Source organism: Rhizobium etli 8C-3 (assembly GCF_001908375.1).
GTDB lineage: Bacteria > Pseudomonadota > Alphaproteobacteria > Rhizobiales > Rhizobiaceae > Rhizobium > Rhizobium etli_B.
Window position 1 is genome coordinate 156,769 of record NZ_CP017244.1, and the last position, 20,297, is coordinate 177,065.

Annotated in this window: 16 protein-coding genes; 7 read left to right on the forward strand and 9 right to left on the reverse strand. The window is 59.1% G+C overall.

All coding sequences use genetic code 11. From position 1 onward, the window contains the following. Positions 1 to 8: 8 nt before the first annotated feature. On the forward strand, positions 9 to 1,550 hold the full coding sequence (locus AM571_RS25590) for a sugar ABC transporter ATP-binding protein (RefSeq protein WP_074063859.1): 1,542 nt from the start codon (positions 9 to 11) through the stop codon (positions 1,548 to 1,550). 42 nt (positions 1,551 to 1,592) lie between these two features. After that, positions 1,593 to 2,618: an ABC transporter permease gene (locus tag AM571_RS25595; RefSeq protein WP_074063860.1), complete on the forward strand. Its 1,026-nt coding sequence runs from the start codon at positions 1,593 to 1,595 to the stop codon at positions 2,616 to 2,618. A gap of 121 nt (positions 2,619 to 2,739) precedes the next feature. Here AM571_RS25595 and ftrA read toward each other — a convergent pair whose 3' ends face one another. Beyond that, positions 2,740 to 3,729, reverse strand: a complete 990-nt coding sequence (ftrA, locus tag AM571_RS25600) for a transcriptional regulator FtrA (protein ID WP_074063861.1) — start codon at positions 3,727 to 3,729, stop codon at positions 2,740 to 2,742. Positions 3,730 to 3,819: 90 nt separating this feature from the next. Here ftrA and AM571_RS25605 point away from each other — a divergent pair, with 90 nt between their 5' ends. Next, positions 3,820 to 4,200, forward strand: a complete 381-nt coding sequence (locus tag AM571_RS25605) for a nuclear transport factor 2 family protein (protein WP_074063862.1) — start codon at positions 3,820 to 3,822, stop codon at positions 4,198 to 4,200. Positions 4,201 to 4,230: 30 nt separating this feature from the next. Further along, a complete protein-coding gene (locus AM571_RS25610; RefSeq protein ID WP_074063863.1) occupies positions 4,231 to 4,857 on the forward strand; it encodes a gamma carbonic anhydrase family protein in 627 nt (208 codons plus the stop codon). Between the two features lie 115 nt (positions 4,858 to 4,972). Here AM571_RS25610 and AM571_RS25615 read toward each other — a convergent pair whose 3' ends face one another. Continuing rightward, the gene (locus AM571_RS25615; RefSeq protein WP_074063864.1) at positions 4,973 to 7,288 is read right to left on the reverse strand and encodes an acetamidase/formamidase family protein; all 2,316 of its coding nucleotides are present in this window, start codon (positions 7,286 to 7,288) and stop codon (positions 4,973 to 4,975) included. A 325-nt stretch (positions 7,289 to 7,613) separates the two neighbouring features. Between AM571_RS25615 and AM571_RS25620 the strand changes: the two genes are divergently transcribed. Next, positions 7,614 to 9,065 carry an acetamidase/formamidase family protein gene (locus tag AM571_RS25620; protein ID WP_074063865.1) on the forward strand — a complete coding sequence of 484 codons (1,452 nt, stop codon included), beginning with the start codon at positions 7,614 to 7,616 and terminating at the stop codon, positions 9,063 to 9,065. A 397-nt stretch (positions 9,066 to 9,462) separates the two neighbouring features. Here the strand turns inward: AM571_RS25620 and AM571_RS25625 are convergent, their stop codons facing one another. From AM571_RS25625 to AM571_RS25650, 6 genes are all read right to left on the reverse strand, one after another. Continuing rightward, positions 9,463 to 9,891 carry a CHRD domain-containing protein gene (locus AM571_RS25625; protein ID WP_196776379.1) on the reverse strand — a complete coding sequence of 143 codons (429 nt, stop codon included), beginning with the start codon at positions 9,889 to 9,891 and terminating at the stop codon, positions 9,463 to 9,465. A 414-nt stretch (positions 9,892 to 10,305) separates the two neighbouring features. Continuing rightward, positions 10,306 to 11,202, reverse strand: coding sequence for a 5'-methylthioadenosine phosphorylase (locus AM571_RS25630; protein WP_074063867.1), 897 nt, complete (start codon positions 11,200 to 11,202; stop codon positions 10,306 to 10,308). Between the two features lie 8 nt (positions 11,203 to 11,210). Next, complete coding sequence (locus tag AM571_RS25635; protein WP_074063868.1) at positions 11,211 to 12,011, reverse strand: ABC transporter permease; 801 nt, start codon at positions 12,009 to 12,011, stop codon at positions 11,211 to 11,213. After that, entirely contained in the window at positions 12,004 to 12,873 is an 870-nt protein-coding gene (locus AM571_RS25640; RefSeq protein ID WP_074063869.1) for an ABC transporter permease, read from the reverse strand. The genes AM571_RS25635 and AM571_RS25640 overlap by 8 nt, the downstream gene beginning before the upstream one ends. Continuing rightward, positions 12,870 to 13,919 (reverse strand): ABC transporter ATP-binding protein, encoded by a 1,050-nt coding sequence (locus tag AM571_RS25645; protein ID WP_074063870.1) that lies wholly within the window; start codon positions 13,917 to 13,919, stop codon positions 12,870 to 12,872. Before AM571_RS25645 ends, AM571_RS25640 begins: the two co-directional genes overlap by 4 nt. Before the next feature lie 17 nt (positions 13,920 to 13,936). Then, the gene (locus tag AM571_RS25650; RefSeq protein WP_237358636.1) at positions 13,937 to 14,977 is read right to left on the reverse strand and encodes an ABC transporter substrate-binding protein; all 1,041 of its coding nucleotides are present in this window, start codon (positions 14,975 to 14,977) and stop codon (positions 13,937 to 13,939) included. Between the two features lie 187 nt (positions 14,978 to 15,164). Here AM571_RS25650 and AM571_RS25655 point away from each other — a divergent pair, with 187 nt between their 5' ends. Further along, positions 15,165 to 16,184 carry a LacI family DNA-binding transcriptional regulator gene (locus AM571_RS25655; RefSeq protein ID WP_074063871.1) on the forward strand — a complete coding sequence of 340 codons (1,020 nt, stop codon included), beginning with the start codon at positions 15,165 to 15,167 and terminating at the stop codon, positions 16,182 to 16,184. 360 nt (positions 16,185 to 16,544) lie between these two features. On the opposite strand, the gene AM571_RS25660 is transcribed toward AM571_RS25655, so the two are convergent. After that, positions 16,545 to 18,311, reverse strand: a complete 1,767-nt coding sequence (locus AM571_RS25660) for an adenylate/guanylate cyclase domain-containing protein (protein ID WP_074063872.1) — start codon at positions 18,309 to 18,311, stop codon at positions 16,545 to 16,547. A 750-nt stretch (positions 18,312 to 19,061) separates the two neighbouring features. Here AM571_RS25660 and AM571_RS25665 point away from each other — a divergent pair. Next, on the forward strand, positions 19,062 to 20,003 hold the full coding sequence (locus AM571_RS25665) for an alpha/beta fold hydrolase (RefSeq protein WP_081377207.1): 942 nt from the start codon (positions 19,062 to 19,064) through the stop codon (positions 20,001 to 20,003). Positions 20,004 to 20,297 lie beyond the last annotated feature (294 nt).

The window sequence follows — 20,297 nt, forward strand, 5'->3', positions numbered from 1 at the left end:
GACAGGCGATGAACCACAGCTCCGACATCCCGTCACCGGACGCGCTTGCAACGCCGTTCCTCTCGCTTTCCGGCATTGGCAAGACCTATCCAGGCGTCGTTGCGCTCGAGGGCTTGTCGATCGACATCATGCCGGGAGAGGTCATCGGCCTCGTTGGCGAGAACGGGGCTGGAAAATCGACGCTGATGAAGATTCTTGGCGGCGTGATCGCACCCGACCGGGGCACGATCCTGCTCGACGGCGCAGAGCTTCGTTTCCTTACTGTGGAATCGAGCATCTCATCAGGCATCGCCTTCGTGCACCAAGAACTCAATCTCTTTGAGAATCTCGACGTTGCTGCCAATATCTTCCTGGGCCGCGAACCGCTGAAGGCTGGACCTTTCAAGCTCGTCGATCGCGATCGGCTGCGAGAAATGGTGAAACCGCTCCTGAAGCGGGTAGGGGCTCATTTTTCCGCCGACACACCCGTGGCATTGCTTTCCCTTGCCGAGCAGCAGATGGTGGAAATCGCCAAAGCGCTGTCCATCAACGCCAGGCTCGTCATCTTCGACGAACCCACGTCCAGCCTGCCGCTGGCCGAAACCGAGCGGCTCCTCAGCATTATCAGATTGCTGAAAGCGGATGGCATCAGTGTAATTTTTATTTCGCATCGCCTTCACGAGGTTGAGCGCGTCGCGGACCGGGTCATAGTCCTGCGCGACGGCGCGCTGGTGGGCACGCTCGCCAAGAAGGACATCGGCCACGATCAGATGGTCAAGCTGATGATCGGCCGGGTGCTTGCGGCCCGGACCGCAAAACCGCAGCGCTCGCCCGGCTCGGTTGCGCTAAAGGTAAGCGGCGTGCGTACTGAGGCCTACCCCGGCCGTCCCGTTGATCTGGAAATTCAGTATGGAGAAATCATGGGGCTTGCAGGGCTCGTGGGATCGGGCCGCACCGAGCTTGCAAGGGTACTCTTCGGCATTGACCGGAGCTACGGCGGAGCCATTCTGCAGGACGGTCGGCAAATTGCGGTCAACTCTGCCCGGGACGCTGTCACTCGTGGCATTTTCCTCGTCCCGGAGGATCGCAAGCGTAACGGCATTCTTCTTGATCTCCCGATCGCCCAGAACATAACCCTTGCCGATCTCCCCAAGCTCTCCAGCCGCTTCATGCTCTCCGCTGAGCGGGAGAGGGCGGCGGCCGAAAAGCAGCGCGTTCGCCTCGGTATCAAGGCGCCCTCCGTTTCGACGCGAACCGGCACTCTGTCCGGCGGCAATCAGCAGAAGGTGGTGCTTGCCAAATGGCTATCGATGAGCCCCAAGGTGATGATCTTCGACGAGCCGACGCGCGGCATTGATATCGGCGCGAAGAACGAGATCTACGGCCTGATGCGAGCGCTTGCCGATGCCGGAGTGGCGATCCTGATGATCTCCAGCGACATGGAAGAGGTGATAGGCGTTTCTGACCGCATCGCCGTCATGCACGAAGGCCAGATCGCCGGCATATTGGAAGAGGACGAAATCAGCCAGGAAAGCGTCCTTTTGCTTGCTGTCGGCAAACGCGTAAAATAGCGGCTGCGGCCAATACAAATAAGTATCGGGGATGGATCTCGAATGATCAAAAAAGATCTCGGACTGCTGCTTTTGATCGTCGTCGTCGGCATCGTCGTCGCCATCATCAACCCGCGCTTCCTGCTGCCGATCAACCTGGCCAACACCGCCAACCTGATCGGCCTATTCGGCATCCTGTCGATTGGCCAAGCCTTTGTTATCATAACAGGTGGTATCGAGCTTTCCGTGGGTTCGCTCGTCGCGCTTCTCGGCGTGCTGTTCGTCGATTTCGTCGCGGTCCAGGATATGTCATGGATGCTGGCGCTGCCGCTCATTCTCGTGCTCGGTGCGGTCATAGGTGCCGTCCACGGCTGGCTGATCACCCGGCTTAACCTGCAGCCCTTCGTCGTCACCCTCTGCGGCCTCCTGATTTATCGTGGGGCGGCGCGCTTCTATACGGCCGATGGAACGGCGGGTTTTGCTTTTGGCCAAAATTTCCCCGAGCTCGAATTCCTGACCGCTGGGCGGTCTTACGGCGTTCCCAACACTTTCATCGCGCTCGTCATCATTGCCGTGGTCATGTGGGTAGTGCTCCATCGCTCCGTCTTTGGGCGCTATCTTTACGCAATCGGCAAGAACGAGGAGGCGGCCCGCTATTCCGGGATCCGCACCGGCCGCATGGTCATGACGGCCTATGTCATCTGCGGGCTGCTCACGGCGCTTTCGGCGATTTATTTCGCCATGTACACGCGCTCGATCTCGCCGGCGAGCCATGGTCAGTTCTACGAACTTTACGCGATCGCCGCTGCCGTACTCGGCGGCTTTTCGCTCCGCGGCGGCGAGGGATCGATCGTCGGCGTCGTGCTGGGCACGGTGCTGCTCCAGGAGTTGCAGAATCTCGTGAATTTACTCGGTATCCCCTCGTCGTTGAATTTCGCTGTTATGGGTGGCGTGATCCTCATCGGCGTCCTGATCGACCAACAATGGCACGCGATCCGCGCAAAGCGACGCCTCGTCTCTGCCGCCCGGCAGGCCGAAACCCGTCTTTCGAACGAAAGCAGCCTGCCGGTGGTCGCCAATCAGGACTAGTTCCGTCGACGGGCCACGGTGTACGTGACCTCTTCCGGTGAGAGAACACAATTTGCTTGCGCAGCTTGGTTCCTTTGTGTCTCCGATTCTGATCGGGGCCAGTGTGCTTCAGAGCACTTGGCTATCCCGGTCGTTGGGCAAACCGATCGCGGTAGACCAATGGGCTAACACCATATCGGCGACCGAACTGGAGCCTCAGGTTTTCAGCGCTTCCAAGTCCGGTCACCCGCGCGATGTCGTCGGGCGCGGACGAACTGGTCTCGAGCATGATGCGAGCCTGCTCCAGCCGCTCCCTCAAGATCCATTTGAGCGGCGGCAAGCCCGTAAACGAGCGAAAGCGACGCTGAAAGGTTCGTTCGCTCATGCCGGCATGGCGGGCCAGGGAACTGACCGTATGTGCATGTTGAAGATTCGCCTGAATGCGATCCAGGATCGATGACAATCGATCTGCCTCCCGTCTCAGGGGCACGGGGCGCTCGATGAACTGGGATTGTCCTCCCTGGCGATGGCTGTACATCACCAGGCGACGCGCCACCGTATTGGCGAGTTCCGCTCCAAAATCCGAGCGGACAATATGCAGGCACAGGTCGATGCCTGCCGAACTGCCGGCCGAGGTAAGAATGTCGCCCTCATCGACATAGAGGCAATTCGCGTCGATCTCGATAGCAGGAAAACGCTGAGCCATGCCCTCGGCAAAACGCCAGTGCGTCGTGGCCCTACGGCCATTTAGCAAGCCGGCGGCTGCGAGCACATAGGCGCCCCCGCAGATGGAAACGATGCGGGCGCCGCCCTCATGAGCGCGGGCCAATGCGTTACAGATCTTATCCGGTACAGGCTCATCGGGGCCGCGCCAGCCGGGGACGATGATCGTTCCGGCCCGGTACAGATCGGCTTCGGTCCCTGTTGCTGCAACCGTCAGGCCACCGCAGGCACGAAGAACCTGACCCTCCAGCGAGACCGATTTGAACTGATACCAGTTCGGTCCTGCTTCAGGGCGATCCAGGCCAAAGATTTCGGCAGTGATTCCGAACTCGAAGGTACAGAGGCCGTCATAGACGAGGCTGACGACACGGCTGTTTTCAGGAAGGCGTAAGTTCTCAGTTTTTGGCATGAATGCCGTCTTATCTGGCAATCCTGCCGCTGGCAACGCGGGCGCCGGCCATGCGACACGGTACTCGCCAACAAATTACGGAAGAACACGATGAGCCGCGATACGGACCTGCTAGACGCGATACAAACCTATTTCGATGCCCTTTACGCCTGCGATCTTTCACTCTTTGACCGGATCTTTCATCCTGCCTGCAGCCTCTTCGACGCTGACGAAGGCGCAGTCGCAGTCGACCCGATTGCAGATTATCGCCAGGTGATTGCGAAGCGCGAACCTCCCGCTAGCCGCTCGCAGGAACGCGAAGACGAGATCATTTTGATTGACTGGCTGTCGCCGGTTGCGGCCACCGTGAAGGTCAGGCTGCGGATCCACGCGAACGTCTTCATCGACTATCTTTGCTTCTTGAAAGGCACTGAAGGCTGGCGGATTGTCGCCAAGGTCTGGCATCTCGAAAGTATGCGGGCATCATCGTAGCGGCCAGGATAGAGGCAGGAGAGTAAGGCCATGATTTTATCGTACGACGAACGGTCGCCATCGATCGATGCCGATGCCTGGGTTGCGACGGACGCGACCGTATGTGGCGATGTTGCGATCGGTGCGGGTAGCAGAATCATGCACGGTGCTCGCTTGGTGGCAGAAGCCGGCGGCTCCATCCGCATCGGGCGGAATTGCATCGTGTTCGAGAATGCGGTGATCCGAGCCACCAGTCGCCATGACTGTTCCATCGGAGATCACTGCATAATTGGCCCCAACAGCCATGTGGCTGGCGCCCAGATTGACGTCGAAGTTTTCCTCGCCACTGGGGCAGCCGTGTTTCACGGGGCACAAATCGGAAGCGGGTCGGAAGTCCGCATCAACGGAACCGTACACCTGCGAACGCGGCTGGAGCCAGGCTCGACGGTGCCAATCGGATGGGTCGCTGTCGGTGACCCAGTGCAAGTTCTTCCGCCGGATCAGCACGAAGCCATCTGGGCGCTCCAGAAGACACTGGATTTTCCTGGCTTCGTCTATAACGTCGATAGAAGCTCGCCCGATGTGATGAAAACGATTACGTCACGCTTGTCCGATGCTCTTGTAGTTCATCGAGCCGAAAAGGGCTTGAGTGGAGTGTCGGGCCTCGCGCCACAGTAGCACCGGCGCAGGCAGCAGTGTCCTTTGCTCTCGGGCCGGGTCGGGTGCCTCCCAGGGGAGTTCGGCCCAAAGGTCCTACAACTCACTTCCGAATATCAGCAGGCGGCTCGAAAAGTCAGCCGCGAGCGGTACGCCGGCTGTGATGCCGCTGCCCAAACACAGCTTTGTCAATTGTCGCATGCACGCCGAAATTTCCGTCGGCGACTTGCGTGATGCCGAAATCGGCGGCCAGAGACATGATGCTCAGCACCTCGTCTTCCGTGAGATCGTATGTTTGCATGATGAATCGGCGCGTCTGGCGGAAGGCATTGCGCAACGCCAAATCGATGGTGGATTTTTTGTATACGTCAGACTGCGCGTTGCTGCCCAGGTCCTTGAGATAGTTGGGGTGGCTGAAGCTCTGTATCACCCAGCTGCGCTCGGTTTCTATGAGCGGCGAGTTAAGACCGCGCAGGAAAGCTGGGCACGCGTCACCTGTCTTATGGAGCTTGATAAGGATGTCGCCCGTCAGCGAACACTCAAGTCCCGTGCCATTGATCTCGCCGTCCGCCTGCGCGAAATGTCCATCGCCGAGCGAGAGTAGTGCGCCATGAACCGCAACGGGCAAATAAAGCTTCGCACCGGCTCCGATCCTCCAATTGTCGACATTGCCGCCGAAATAGCCCGGTGGAATGGAATCGACCAGGTCGGCCTCGCGCGGAGCCACGGCAACGCACCCGAAATGCATGCGCGCCGGTATGCGCACGGTGCTTTCACTCAAGTCGCGGTGCGATACCTTGCTGTGGTCGACGGGTACACCCGGATAGTCGATCGTCGGGTGGACAACGCCGAATGGGTCAGTCTGCGGTTGCCATTCGTAGCTGTACAGCGGCCGCGCGGCGGTCGGGCACTGTGTGTCGATTTCAAAAATCGTCACCGTTTCGCGTTTGGCGTCCGGGTTCAGAAGGTCGTGATACTGAAACCCCCACCATGCCGATACGTTCGATGCAAAAGTCTTGCCGGGGAATGTAGCGCTCGGCCTTGGCCGAATATCGACGAACTCGATCTCGAGCACGTCGCCCGGCTCGGCGCCGCGCACATAGATCGGGCCGGTCATGATGTGAACGCCGAATCCCTCGCCGGCGCCGCGCCCGAAAATCGAAGCGTTGGCCGGACCTGCACCGCGACGGTCGACGAGCTTGCGTTCGGGTGACCATTCGAACACGCTTTCGGCCCCGCTGTCGCCCGCCACCATCCGCTGCCAGTCGTCGCCGGCGTGCTGGGTGAGTGTCTCGACGGTGACTGTGTCGCCCGGATCTACGCGCAGCACCGGCGGCAGCGAACGGCTGAAAAAGCCCCAATGCACGGTTTCCGCAGTTGCGGGCAAATGCCAATGGTCGAAGCGTTCGCGAGCTATTGCGGTTGGTGGACGATCCATGGGCGCCAGAAGCATCTGGGCGCTGCGCGCCGGCGCCACCTTGCGGCCGCCCGGTTTGCCGCGCAGCGGATAAGTTTCCTCCGTCTGCGCCCGAGCGTGCCTCACCTGCTTGGGACTCATTCCAAACGTCGCGCCAAAAGCGCGGCTGAAATGTGATTGATCGCGAAAGCCCCAGCGCTGTCCGATCGAGGCCACGCTTTCATGTGCATGGTTGGGATCTGCCAGGTCTATGCGGCAATGTTCGAGGCGCTGCTGGCGCACATAATCGGAGAAGCTTTCCCCACGTGCCTCAAACAGTTTTTGTGCGTAACGAACGGAAAGCCCTTCTAGTCTCGCGATGACAGCCAAGGCTAAATCGGCGTCCGACAGACGGGCGTCGATCGCCGCCGCGACGCGCCGGAAATGCGCCGCTTGCACCCCGGTCAGGCTGCCAGCGGGCTCACGTATCTCGCCCAGAAGGGCGCTTGCTACGAGCTCCGTCAAGGCCACGCCGGCGGCGGTCAGATCGGCGGCACCGGAAGTCTCGAGACTTGAGCCCAGCGTTCGCAATCCGGACTTCGCGACCGCAGCGACAACGGTGCTACCTAGCACTTTCGGTAAGCGGATGCCGTTGCGGCCAAGCCGAGCCTCCAGCGGACCGACGGCCGCCTGTAGCAGGAACGCACGGAAGTCGCTGCGGAAGGTCAACGACCAGTCGTCGGCTGTACCCAGCACCATCATGTCGCCGTCCGCGAGATCGACCGCCTGTTGCGGGGCGACAAGGCGCCCGCGCCCGGCAACGATAAGCGCGAAGAGGACCCCGTGGCTCTGGCGCATAGGCACGATACGCTGCGGTGTGCCGGAGATGTCGGCGAGGCGCGTGGTGGCGCTCGCTGCCCGCAGGCGCATGGTGCCTCTCGGAATCGGCTGATCGTCGACCGACGCGGAAAGGGATAGCTCCTCAAACCAGTCGAGCCACGCCTTATGACGGTGAGCGAGGGGCAGTTGGTCGATCGAGCGCGGTGTCACAAACATAAGAGAAGAGCGTCCCTGTTGGCCAATCTAGAACTGCCGCCGTGCGCGACAACGGGCGTCCCTCCGCCGCAGTTCGACTATATCCCGAAGCCGACCACAGTCTTTGTGCGCAATGCGAACAATCTCTTGACTTTACGCGGTCAATAGGTGGAGCACAAGCTTGGTCGAAACTGCGAGCGTTCTGTTAACGAATTGAAATAATTACATGTTTTACACAGGCAGCGTAACCCGATGAATTTCGTGGCCGGTTAGGTGGGATTGCCGGTGGGGCGTGTGGTGCATACTGTCGCGCACATTCCTTCCACCAAAACACAAGGATTTTTTCATGTGCAAAGGCGATGATGCCAGCTGTCCGCATTTCGAACTTCACCATAAGAAGTTGAAGCAAGATCTAAATGCCGAGCGCCGCGGTTTTCTCAAGAGTGGCCTGTTCGCGGCCAGCGGACTGGCCGCGCTGGGCGCCGGTGGCATCTCGCTGGTCACACCCGCACTGGCGCAGGCCACGATATCGAAGCTGCCTGCCCAACGCGCCTATCACTATTTGCCGGCCAACGCCGAGACCGTTCATTGGGGCTACTTCAGCAAATCGCTGAAGCCGCGCATCGAGGTCAGTTCCGGCGACATCGTCACGATCGAGGCGCTCACCCACCATGCAAGCGACGACCTGGAGCGCATGATCGACGGCGACGAGGGTGCAGAGAGCGTTTATCTCTGGACGAAAGAGAAGAAGGGCGTCGACCGCCGCGGTGCCGGCCCTACTGACCCGGCAAAGTACAAGAAAGGTTCTGGTGAGGGGCAGGGTGTGCACATCATGACCGGCCCGGTCTATGTCCGCAACGCGGAGCCAGGCGACATACTGGAGGTGAGGATTCTCGATTGCGTGCCGCGTCCGTCCGGCAATCCCAAGTTCAGCGGCAAGTCATATGGCTCCAACGCGGCGGCCAATTGGGGCTTTCACTACAATGACCTCCTTGGCGGAACCAAGCGCGAGGTCGTCACCATCTACGAAGTCGATATCGCCGGCGGTAAAAGTTGGGCCGAAGCGGTCTACAATTTTCAATGGGTGCCGCAGACCGATCCGTTTGGCGTCAGACATGACACGATCGATTATCCCGGGGTTCCCGTCGACCACAGCCTGACCAATCGAAACTTTGACGTGCTGAAGGGGGTGAGACTGCCTATTCGCCCGCATTTCGGTACGATTGGACTGGCGCCGAAGGAAGCGGACTTCGTAGACACCATCCCGCCGAGTTACACCGGCGGCAACATCGATAACTGGCGCATCGGCAAGGGCGCGACGATGTACTACCCGGTCTCTGTCGACGGCGCGCTGCTCTCGGTCGGTGATCCTCATGCCAGCCAAGGCGACAGCGAATTGTGCGGCACAGCGATCGAGTGCTCGCTCACCGGTACATTCCAGCTCATCTTGCACAAGAAAGCGGACCTTGCCGGCACACCGCTCCAGGAGCTCAACTACCCCATGCTCGAGACGCAAACCGACTGGCTCGTGCACGGGTTTTCCTACGCCAACTATCTCGAGGAACTGGGACCGAGCGCTCAGAGCGACATCTATTCTAAGTCGTCCGTCGACAGAGCGCTGCGCGATGCGTTCCGGAAGATGCGCCATTTCCTCATGACAACTAAAGGACTCACGGAGGACGAAGCAATTTCTCTTATGTCGATCGGAGTAGACTTCGGCATTACCCAGGTCGTCGATGGAAACTGGGGGGTACATGCGGTGGTGAAGAAGGACATTTTCAGCGCCCGCGCCGCCTGAGACGTGTTGGGGAAGCGAACGAATCTCATCGCATAAGATTGTTGGAAGTGAGTGGTCGAGCAAGTACGGTGGGTAGCCTTCCCCGTCAATCTGGTCGCTAGGCGCCGGCGGTGCCCGCCCCGACGTGTACACTGAACGGCCCAACCTCCGCGATTGTTATTCCCCCTCCACTCCTTAACGTGGATTTGGCCTGCCCTTCGGGGCAGGCTTTTTGCGCAATCATCACGGTGGCTGCAAAGGCGCAATCAGCCGCGGATTGTCTTTATGTCAGGTAGCGAAGCCGAACTATCTGTTTCGATCCATTACGGTCATAGGCAAGCTTCGTGTTCAGTCGGACACCCGCAGCGCGCGATGTCTGTTGGCGCGCCCGACATTTTGAGAAGCGACGTGGCGCTGTCTATTGCGCTTTTCCCACCTGCCCGCGGATCTCTCCGTCAGGGAATTTCTCCGTGTGGATGTTGAGATACCATTTTCCGGCTTGCAAGTCCGTCATGTGCTGATCGGTGATTTCCGCAGATCCCGAAGCTAGGGCGTTTGAGATATCGACCACCGGTCCAGCATTTTCACCCGCAGCCGCCGGACCGTGAAAATGCGCTGCAGTGGCATCACCAGAAAGACCGCTGGAAGTCACAGTCCATGTCAGTTTTTTAGTGGCGGTATCGAGGGTTATGTCGCCAGTTCCCTTGCCCGCGCTGTCATTAGGCGGCACCTCACTCGATCCTCTCAAGTCAGCCTTGAATTTCAATGTCTCGGCCGAAACGGGGCTCGCAACGATGACAGCAAGCACAGTGAGGCCGGTAATGAGAGAGTTCTTCCGGATCATCATATCCTCCCAAGAAGCACGTGTATTGCAGGCGGCCATTCAACTCTTGAGAATGATTCGGGTTCCGCCGGCCGAGCGGATCAGGGGCGCTGAGCGTTCCGACGAAACTATTAATACGTCTAAGATGAAGTTCCAGCCTGAGCTAGCGTCCTCCCTTGCCACGTCTGTGTCGGACAACCGAGATGCAGACTTACCGACTACGTCGTTTTGCACCGTTAACAAATTTCGTGTCGATCCTCGAAAAGGAATTCTGGCGACATTGGACATTATGCGACGGCGGCTCCCAGGAGCGGTACTTAATCTGCCCGGCGGTGCTGGCACCGAGATATTTCTCCCGCGATAGCACTATGCCGATGGTGTGAAGGCGATTGCCATCAGGTCATCTTCAAGCAGCCCAGCCCCATCACCGTTGCGAGCTCAGAAACGGTCGTATCGTTCCGCGGGCTGGGGTGACTTCAGCTTATGGCAGATGCAGCTTTCATCATCGGGAACCCGAGCGACGGTTTCCAGCGCCACACGTGATGCGATCACCGACAGACTCGGCATCACGTCGTCCTGCAGAAGCTGACCGCGATTTCGGTCCATGTAGTCGTTGAAACCGGCCGTGACGAAGGCGCAGGGCGTAAAGCACGCGCCGATCTCGCGCGATAGCGTGGCTTCAGGTGCGATTGAATGGTTGATTACGTCGGCGCCCATGGAGCGGAAGGCCATCGCTTCGGCCGGGCTGGTCAATCGGGGCCCGTATGAGTGGGCGGCGACGAGGCCTAGTTCCACGCCGTGGATGCGGCGCGAAGCCGGCCAGTGCCGTTTCGCAGTTTGCGCCAGCAGCGCGGCGCATTGCGGACAGACAAGTTGTTTTCCGGAGCAGTCGAACCGCTGTCGACCCTCAAGCAGGGAGTAGGGTGTCTGAGTGAGTTCAACGATATCTGCATTGATCACCATGTCGCCGGGCTGGATGGCCTTGTTGACGGCACCGATCGTCGAGCAGGAGAGGACGCGACGCACGCCCGACTGCATGAGGACCGAAAAAGCGCGTCGATGGCAAGAATGATCTATGTGGTCACGCGGATTGCCATGGGAATACATGCACAGAACCTGTTTCGTGCGCCCTTCCGCCGTCAGCGAGGCGTCGAACTCGAGGAGTTTCCAGTTCTCCGTCCGGCCATAAGGTGTGTCGAAGGCGAGGTCGCGCGCCAGCACGCGGACGCCGGCCATGCCCACATCCTCCGGAAAGGCGAGGCCCCAATTGGCCGACCCGGTGATCAGAGCGGTTCTGACGGAGGGGATAGGTGCGGTTGTCTGTCTGTCAGGCATTGTCACATTCACTTTGAGGCATCGTTGGAGCGCACATTGAGGATCAGGACGACGGCCCCGACGAAGATTGTCCACAACGTCGAAATGGCCGCGATAGTGGGATCAATCTGATCCCGCAGCGAGATGAACATCAACTTGGGCAGCGTCGTGTTCGCTCCGCTGGCGACGAAAATGGAGATCACCGCTTCGTCGAGAGAAGTGAGGAAGGCCATAAGTCCAGCAGCGACGAGGCTCAGGGCGAGTTGTGGCGCGATGATTCCGCCGATCGCTCTCGGCCAGCCGGCGCCCAGGCTTCGCGCCGCCTGCGCCTGCTGCCAGTCGAACCGGTTCACTGCCGGCTGCAAAACCACGATGGCCACCGGAATGGCGAGCGTCACATGTCCGGCAAGCACGCCGACGAAGGATCCGATCAGGCCGAGTTTTGCCAAGACGATGAACAAACCGATGGCGAGCAGGATTCCCGGTGTCACCGAAGGCGTGAGGAGAAAGCCGTAGACGCCTCCTGCGAGCGGTGAGCCCAGCCGGTTGATGGCGATCGAGGCCAGGAAGGCAACGGGAACGGCGATTGCGGCAGTCAACGTACCAAGCATAAGGCTGGTCTTCAGGGCCGCCATCCAGACGGCCGAGCCGAAGAAGGTCTCGTACCAGCGTAGCGACCAATCCTTTGGTGGAAACTCGAGCAGATCGGACGCGGAAAAGGACAGCGGCACGACGATCAGTGTCGGCAGCATGAGAAACAGGAGCACCAGGCTCGCGACCGTCCAGATCAGGGCACGTGCAAGCCGGCTGTCTTGATAGGCGTCAAGCATAGTGGACCTTTTCACGGGCCAGCCGGCGGATCGCGGCGAACATGCAGCCGGCAATAAGAATGAGGAGCAGAAGCAGCATTCCCAGAGCGCTGGCACCTCCCCAGTCCTGGAATGTCGATAAGGTCCGTTCGATGCGGATCGCGATGGGGTTGACCTTGCCGCCGCCAAGTACCGCCGGCGTGATGAAGAAGCCGAGTGTGTAGATGAAGACAATCATCGAGCCAGACGTCAGGCCGCCCGAGGCGAGGGGCAGTATGACCGTTGCAACGCAGCGCCAGAACCCCGCGCCGAGGCTCGCCGCGGCGCGCACGACATTGCCATCAATGTCGCGCATGGCGGCATAAACAGGCAGTACGAAGAGCGGCAACATGTAATGCGTCATGCCGATCAACGCCCCGGTGAAATTGTAGACAAGCGGCAGCGGCTGGTCGATCACGCCGAGCCAAGCCAGCGTTGAGTTGACCAGCCCATCTCGCCGCAGCAGCACCAGCCATCCATAGGTCCGCACCAGGATCGAAGTCCACAGCGGCAACATGATCAGTATCAGCACGCGGTTTGCGACGCGTCGATTGGCACTGGCCAACGCTAGCGCCAGCGGAACGCCCAGAACCACGCAGATGATCAAGGTGGATAGCGACAACGCCAGAGTGGTGCCGAGAGAAGACCAGGTTAGGCCGCTCGACAGAATTTTATCGTAGTTGCCGAGCGTCGCCTCACCCGCTACCGTCTGGAAAGACTGTCCGAGGATCCAGAAAATCGGCGCCATGGCCGAGACGCCGACGATGACAATCGCCGGCCAGGCAAGGCCGACGAAGAAAAGGCGCTCGCGCCTTTGTTCACGCAAGAGACCGGGATCGCTCATGAGGAGCGCTCCCCTTCGAGAAGATGAACGTGGCCGAATTCCGCATAGGCGCGAAGCTTGGATCCGATCTTGAGCTCGCTGCAGCCGGCGGCCCGGTTCGCCGCCAGACTCAGCATGAACTGATCTCCCATGGGGGTTTCCAGGTTCAGCAGCCAGTTCTCACCTCTGAACGCCTTGGAGGTGAGGCACCCGGTCACTTCGACCCGATCCTCCTCAAGGCCGGCCGGTTCTAGTTCGAAATACTCCGCCCGGATCATTGCGAGGCGTTCGCGCGGCATGCGCGCCGCGCCCGCGCCCTGGAGATTGTTCGTCGGCGCGATGTTGGCCTCCCCCATGAAATCCGCCACGAAGCGGTTTCTCGGTCGACGATAAATGTCCTGTGGCGCCCCGATCTGCTCTATGCGTCCGGCGTCCATCACCGCGATACGGTCGGACATGGTCAGCGCTTCGCGCTGGTCATGTGTCACATAGATTGTGGTGACACCGAGGTCGTCGTGCAATTTGCGGATCTCGAACTGCATGTGCTCGCGCAAGATCTTGTCGAGCGCCGATAGGGGTTCGTCCATCAGCATGACGCGCGGTTCGAAGACAAGGGCGCGCGCCAGGGCAACGCGTTGGCGCTGGCCGCCGGAGAGCGCGGCGATGTCGCGCGCCCCGAATCCGGAGAGCTTCACCCTGACAAGCGCCGCCTCCGCTCGCTCCCGGGCCTGTGCTTTAGGAACGCCACGCAGCCTCAAGGGGTACTCGACGTTCCTCGAGACGCTCATATGTGGAAATAGAGCATAGTTCTGGAAGACGATGCCGATGTTCCGTTTGTTGGGCGGCAGGCGGGTTACGTTCTGTCCACCTATCGTCACCGCGCCGGTTTCCGGCCGCACGAAACCCGCGAGCGCCATCAGCAGCGTCGTCTTTCCGGACCCCGAAGGGCCCAGCAAGGTAAGGAATTCGCCAGCGGCGATATCCAGTGTGACATCGTCGAGAGCCAAATAGTTCCCGTAGGTCTTCCGGAGGTCTGCGATGGAAATCGGGAGCGAGATTGCCCTCATTGTCACACCTATCGGGCTTAGCGGCTGATCATCTCGTCGAAAGCGCGTTGGGCCGTTTCGCCATTCTTGACCCACCATTCGGCATTGGAGAACACGGAACCGTCGACATTGCCCGGCGCCGTGGCGAGCAGCTTCATCTTCTCGGCGGAGATCAGCTTGAGTTCGTAAGCCTTCGGATTGACGGGGCCGTAGGCGATGTAGTCGGTCAGTTTGGCTTCCCGCTCCGGCGTTGTCATCGCTGCGATCAACTTCATCGCTGCCTCGCGATTTGCGGCACCTTTGGGCACAGCGAGACAATCCGTTCCAATCACCGAGCCCTGGAACTTGAAATCCGCCGGTCCACCGTCGGTTTTGACGCTTTCCGCACGACCGTTCCAGGTTACGACCAAATCGGCTTCCCCGTCCTTCAGGATCTGAGCCGACTGCGCGCCCGATGTCCACCAGACCGCTATATTCGGCTTAAGTGCCTCAAGCCGGGCGATGGCGCGGTCGAGGCCACCAGGGGCGCTGAGCTGCTTGTAGATGTCAGCCGGCGCCACGCCTTCAGAAAGAAGGGCGATTTCGATTAGGTCTTGCGCATTGGCACGAAGCGCACGCTTGCCGGTATATTTCTCGACATTCCAAAATTCCGCCCAGTTGGCTGGAGGATTGGTACCAATAGCCTTGGTATTCCAAGCCATCACAGTGCCGTAAGAGGTGAAGGGATAGCAATATTTGGACTCGGCGCCAGGTGGCAGCGATTGGGGGTCGATGATCGTGTAATCGAGTGGCTCAAGCATGCCCTGCTCAGCGGCCTGTGCACCCTCTGGGGAGCCGAGATGGATGACGTCGGTCGTCACCGCACCGGACGTGACCTGCATCTTGAGTGCGGCAAAGCCATCGCTCTGGGTCTCCTCCCGCACGGTATATCCCAGCTCCGCCGCCGCCGGCTCCCACATTGCTTTCTTGACAGCGTCGCCATAGTCGCCGCCGGCGGTGGTAATGGTCACGTTCTGGGCAAGCGCGGGCACTGCCGCAAGCGCCATCGCTGCGACGGAATAGCGGAAAAGCTGCATCATTGGCTCATCTCCTTGGTTCGCCTCTGGTGGTCATTTTGGGCGTTATCGCCTCATTTTATGAAATCGTAACGTTACGATTGCGCTTTATCGGCAAGTCGTCAAGCGTTTTGTTCGCCACGCCACGCTTTCCTTGCCATGATGGAATTGCCGACCTACAAGGAAGAAAACGGCAACGATCAGAGGCGACATGACGGCGAAGGGTAGGCCGAACCTCCGGAGGCTCGCAGATGAGCTCGGGCTCTCCGTGACTACCGTGTCGCGGGCACTCAAGGACGGGCCGGAAGTTCATCCCGACACGATCAGGCGCGTGAAGGCGGCTGCGGACGCGGCCGGATATGTGCCTAACCTGCATGGTCGGGCACTACGCACCGGTTCTACGCGTAACCTGACCGCGATCCTGCCGATGGAGACCAGGGACTACCTGTCCGATATCGCCAAGCTTCCCCTAATGGAGGGGATGACCCTGGCGGCAAGGGAGCTCGGCTACAGCTTGACGGTCTTTTCAACCACGCCCGAGGAGAGTCCGCAGGAGAACCTCGACATGGTCCTCCGTTCGGGCGCCGCCGATGGTGTGCTCATTACGCGCATATTGGCGGAGGATCCTCGAATACCCCACTTGTTGGAGCAGGGGTTTCCGTTCATCGCATTCGGGCGCAGCAATCTCGATCGGGACTATGCCTATGTCGATATCGATAATGAACGCATCGCGTATGAAGCTTCCTCGCTTCTGTTCGAACGGGGCTGCCGCCGCATCGCGCTCCAGTTGCTGACCCGGGAAGATCAGTACAGCGCAATGCGGCTGGCGGGCTATCGCAGGTCGATTCATGAGCAGGGGCTAACCTTCGACCCCGTTCTGATCGGGCATGAGGATTTTACTATCGAGGCCAGCGAACGCTGGATCGGGCGGCTGCTCGAAAGCGCCGATCCACCGACCGGCCTCGTCTGCGCCAACGAACTGGGGCTGCTGGGGGCGCTTAGCGCCTTGCGCAAACGCGGGCTCGCCGTCGGCCGCGACTTCAGCATCGCGACCCGCGACAACACCCGCATCGCACGATATCTCTCCGCGCCGCTCATGGCGCATTCAGTGGACATGGTCAGCGTCGGCCGCGCCTTGGTCGAGGGCCTCGTTTGCCGCATAGAGCATCCGGACGCCCCGCTGTGGCAGAAAATATTCGCGGGCGAGATGTCCATGATCCAAGATGAATGATTGCTGGGCCGCGAGCTCGATTTCCACTCACGACCTTAACACCCCCCGAGTGCAGATCCGGAAGTTTTTTCCACATTTGCCCCAAGGTCAAAGCCTAACGATTGATGCCCCGGTCGAGCAGCTTCCCAGATCTGATTCAAAACCTCGGCCGTAAGCCAAGCCTTGTCTCGCGGTGGGAAGCGACCGGAATACTGTAGCACGATAGCCGGTGTGTCCGATGGCATAGCTCGCACTGCTCGTGAAATCCGGTCTGCCTGAGGATGCTTGTTCACCAGGATATTGCGAAGGTATTGTAGTCAATGCGGCAGCAGAACCTCTATGGCACTGCGCCCGGTGTGAGGAGGCTTCTTAGAGACGTGATTATTTTTTCTTCTCTCCCGGGGGAAGCCCCTGCTCAATCAACCTGTCGAGGTAGTCGCAGTAAGGACTGCCTTCATAGAATGGGTGGGCCGCCTCTCGGACGTATTCCGCATTCAGGTTTGGAAACTTCTTCAAAGCATCAGAGATCCAGAGCCTCACTTCATCGGTATTGCCCGACTTGAGGGCGAGCAACGCTGCCCCAATGAATGGGTAATAGGTTGTGCGTTCGAATGACGCGCCTTCCCGTAGATGCATCCGGGCCGTTGAGAGGTCATCTGGCTTGCCCCTCAGCATCAAGCCAATACCGAGTAGTGTCTTGAACGCAAACATAGACGGGTCGTGAGGACTGAGATCGATGGCATTTTGTGCGGCTCTAACTGTCGTATCGGCGTCCCTGAGCCGTACGGCTGCCATTCCATGGGCGAAGTGAAGAAATGCGTAGTTAGGATTTAATGCTAGGCCCTGTTCAGCGACAGGCATGGCCTCTTCCGCTCGCCCGTCCACCGTAAGGAGGAGCGACATCATCGCGTAAGCGATATCGCTTCGCCTGTCGATTTCTAAGGCCTTCGTGGCGAATGATAGTCCCTCCTTGACAGCGACAGGCGCGTCTGCGGCACGCCCCCAAAGGACGAGTGCGTATCGGTGCCGAGCTAAATAGGCGTAGGGAAGTGCGAAATTTGGATCGTGTTCGAGCGCTTGTAGAAGAAACTTCTCGGCAGTGGCTTGAGAACCTGCTTCGAAGGAAAGCAATTCAGCAAGGCCGCGGTGACAAAGTTCCCAAGCAGTAAGATTATCCGTCGATTTGGCGAGGGCGAGGCCCCGTTCGTGCGCTCCCAGTTCTGGTTCGATGCCCGCGATAATCCGGCGCGTTATCTCGTCCTGTACATCAAAAAAATCGGCGATCGGACGATCCCACCGCTCGGCCCAGATGTGTGCTCCAGACCGCGCGTCGATTAGCTGTACAGTGATCCTCAACCTATCACCGGACCGCCGAACCGATCCTTCCACGACGTAACGCACACCAAGTTCCCGGGCGATCTTGCGTACGTCCTTGGCTGTTCCCTTGTAGGCGAAAGTCGAGTTGCGAGCGATCACGAACAACCATCGAAAGCGACCTAGCTCTGTGATGACGTCTTCGACCAGTCCGTCGACAAAGAAGTCCTGATCGGGGGTGGCAGAGAAATTCTGGAATGGGAGAACCGCGATCGAAGCACGTTCCTGTCCAGGGAGCCGAACCGCGCTAACCGGCGTGCCGTCCACCTCGACCTGCCACACGTCAATTGGTTCGGGGATGTTCTTTACGGACTGTGGCCCAAGCCACGTCATCCCAGCCTCTATCTTGCCTTGCACGTGATCGCAGATTGCACGAGATACGCAAATACCTCCGGCGGGTGCGATGGTTTCCAAACGCGCAGTGATGTTGACACAGTCGCCGAGGATGTCGTCCCCATCGATCACCACGTCTCCCAGATGAATACCGATCCGGAAACGAAGACGTCGGTCTTCCCCTTGAGGAGACTCGCGCGAACTCAAGTTGCGCTGCATTAGAAGGGCCGCTCTTACCGCCAATACTGGCGATGGGAATTCGACTAGGAGCCCGTCGCCCATGGTTTTGACGATCCGGCCACCGCCTTCCAAAATCGCCGGGTCAATCACGTAGGTTCGCGCATCGCGCAGCCGCGAAATGGTGCCTTCCTCGTCCGCCGCCATTAGACGAGAATAGCCAACCAAATCGGCAGCCATTATTGTGGTAAGACGACGTTCCATGCTTGCCCCTCCGCTAAGACAATACAGTATCGCGTGATATGCAAATGCGAAAGCGCTCTGGAACCGCGCGAATCAGGATAGAACGAGAAATCCAAAAGCGAATGCGCTGGTGTCGCACCCGAAGGGATCGGCTTCTTCTCTTCGGCTTTCCGATGACGAGCGGGAATGGTGGCAGCTTAGAATGAGCAACGACCGCGGCGCGTCAACGTTCATTTAGCAATGTGCAGCGCGAGTCCTTGAGCGCGTTGCCGATCACGCCGCTCTTGCCGACCCCCGACCCGCGTCGGCCGGCAAGTGCTGATCCTCGTACACAAGGGGGCAAATTGGAGGACGAAAAGGGGTCAAAGTTCCATGCCGATTGACAGCCATTGATCATGGTGTTCCCGACAACCCGCCACAGGTCCTACACTGAGGTATCTCTATATCAAAGTATAGAACACACGCGCCCTCCGCACAGTGGTCCAGATCCCTTGAGTTTTGCAAAGTGGAGACCCGCAACCCGATACGAGGAAGACAGAAATTTGACCGTCTCGCGCTTTCAGGGCCTAACGCCGTTTATCTTGAGGCTTGGCCGCCGTTGACACAGCGTTGACGCCTGAGAGACTGGAGCATTCGGACGATTTAATGATTTCCGGCTGCTCCACTACTGTCGCGGTTCGCCTCGACGGAGTGCTCGAAAAACCACTCGTTCTAGATTTGGGGGACGATTTTTGGGCTTTGTGGGCCTGATTTTGAACACTGGAGTTTGCAATGCGCTTTTACTTTTTAGTGGCTCTTATGCTTGGAACATTCGCGGGTATACCGGCGGTGCCGGCAGCAAACGACACGATCATCGATACTTCCCATTCAATCATCGATGGCAAGTCCGACGTTGACGGGGTTGCTTATCACTACCTTTTGGCGCAGGGTGGGCCGAAAACGGTCGTGTTGCTGCATGGCTGGGGTACAACGTCATACATGTGGCGTCATGTCATGCCGCAATTGGCGACCCAAGGATATACAGTTCTCGCGCCGGATCTTCGTGGTCTGGGCGATACCGCCAAACCTCTGGCTGGATATGATAAGGCTTCGATTGCCGAGGACATTCGCAAGCTGGTGAGCAATCTGGGCATTGGTCCGTTGGTAAACCTTGTCGGCCACGACATGGGAGGCATGGTCGTTTATGCCTATGCCGCCAAATATGCCAATGACGTTGAGACACTCGCGATCATGGATGTTCCTCTCCCCGGCATCGAGCCTTGGGACGATTTGATCCAAGGTCCTCGTACGTGGCATTTCCGCTTCCACTCTGTTCGTGACGTTCCGGAAATGCTTATCGCAGGCCGCGAACTCGAATATCTGAAATGGTTCCACAATGCCGAGGGCGTTAACTCGCACGCCTTCGATAACGAAGCCGACGAAGTTTACGGACGCTCATATGCTCAGCCAGGGGCGCTTCGAGCCGGCTTTGAATACTATCGCGCCTTCCCCAAAGACGTTGAAGCTAACAGATTATTCTCGATCGAGAAGCTGCAGATGCCGGTTCTTGCCATGAGTGGAGTTGGGGGCATGGGAGCAGAGTATGGCAACCACATCCGTCACGTCGCAAGAAACGTACGCGGCGTGGTTGTGGAGGGTTCTGGCCATTGGATCCCCGAGGAGCAGCCTTCAGCCGTTACGAAAGCATTGATCGAGTTCCTACCTGCACCGTGATCGCGACCCTTCTATGCCATCTTTCTGTGCTAAAGCCGGATTCGCCAATCACGGCGCTCTTGCCGGCCCTCTGCAACCCCGACCGGTGTCGAGCCGGCAAGTGATAACCTCATACACAAAGGGGTCAAAATTGGATGCCGATAAGGGGACAAAGTTCCGTGCCGATTGACATTCGAGCGGATCGATCTGCTGCTGCAGGATCATGCAGCCCTTCCCGTCCCCTCGAGATCTCCGCCGTCGAAGGGTGATACGCAGCTTGATTCGTGTACTCCAGTTTCGACCTCTAGCGCTCGA

Coding starts and splice junctions, on each gene's coding strand:
- AM571_RS25590 (WP_074063859.1), top strand. CDS start 9: ATGAACCACAGCTCCGACATCCCGTCACCGGACGCGCTTGCAACGCCG.
- AM571_RS25595 (WP_074063860.1), top strand. CDS start 1,593: ATGATCAAAAAAGATCTCGGACTGCTGCTTTTGATCGTCGTCGTCGGC.
- ftrA (WP_074063861.1), bottom strand. CDS start 3,729: ATGCCAAAAACTGAGAACTTACGCCTTCCTGAAAACAGCCGTGTCGTC.
- AM571_RS25605 (WP_074063862.1), top strand. CDS start 3,820: ATGAGCCGCGATACGGACCTGCTAGACGCGATACAAACCTATTTCGAT.
- AM571_RS25610 (WP_074063863.1), top strand. CDS start 4,231: ATGATTTTATCGTACGACGAACGGTCGCCATCGATCGATGCCGATGCC.
- AM571_RS25615 (WP_074063864.1), bottom strand. CDS start 7,288: ATGTTTGTGACACCGCGCTCGATCGACCAACTGCCCCTCGCTCACCGT.
- AM571_RS25620 (WP_074063865.1), top strand. CDS start 7,614: ATGTGCAAAGGCGATGATGCCAGCTGTCCGCATTTCGAACTTCACCAT.
- AM571_RS25625 (WP_196776379.1), bottom strand. CDS start 9,891: ATGATGATCCGGAAGAACTCTCTCATTACCGGCCTCACTGTGCTTGCT.
- AM571_RS25630 (WP_074063867.1), bottom strand. CDS start 11,202: ATGCCTGACAGACAGACAACCGCACCTATCCCCTCCGTCAGAACCGCT.
- AM571_RS25635 (WP_074063868.1), bottom strand. CDS start 12,011: ATGCTTGACGCCTATCAAGACAGCCGGCTTGCACGTGCCCTGATCTGG.
- AM571_RS25640 (WP_074063869.1), bottom strand. CDS start 12,873: ATGAGCGATCCCGGTCTCTTGCGTGAACAAAGGCGCGAGCGCCTTTTC.
- AM571_RS25645 (WP_074063870.1), bottom strand. CDS start 13,919: ATGAGGGCAATCTCGCTCCCGATTTCCATCGCAGACCTCCGGAAGACC.
- AM571_RS25650 (WP_237358636.1), bottom strand. CDS start 14,977: ATGATGCAGCTTTTCCGCTATTCCGTCGCAGCGATGGCGCTTGCGGCA.
- AM571_RS25655 (WP_074063871.1), top strand. CDS start 15,165: ATGACGGCGAAGGGTAGGCCGAACCTCCGGAGGCTCGCAGATGAGCTC.
- AM571_RS25660 (WP_074063872.1), bottom strand. CDS start 18,311: ATGGAACGTCGTCTTACCACAATAATGGCTGCCGATTTGGTTGGCTAT.
- AM571_RS25665 (WP_081377207.1), top strand. CDS start 19,062: ATGCGCTTTTACTTTTTAGTGGCTCTTATGCTTGGAACATTCGCGGGT.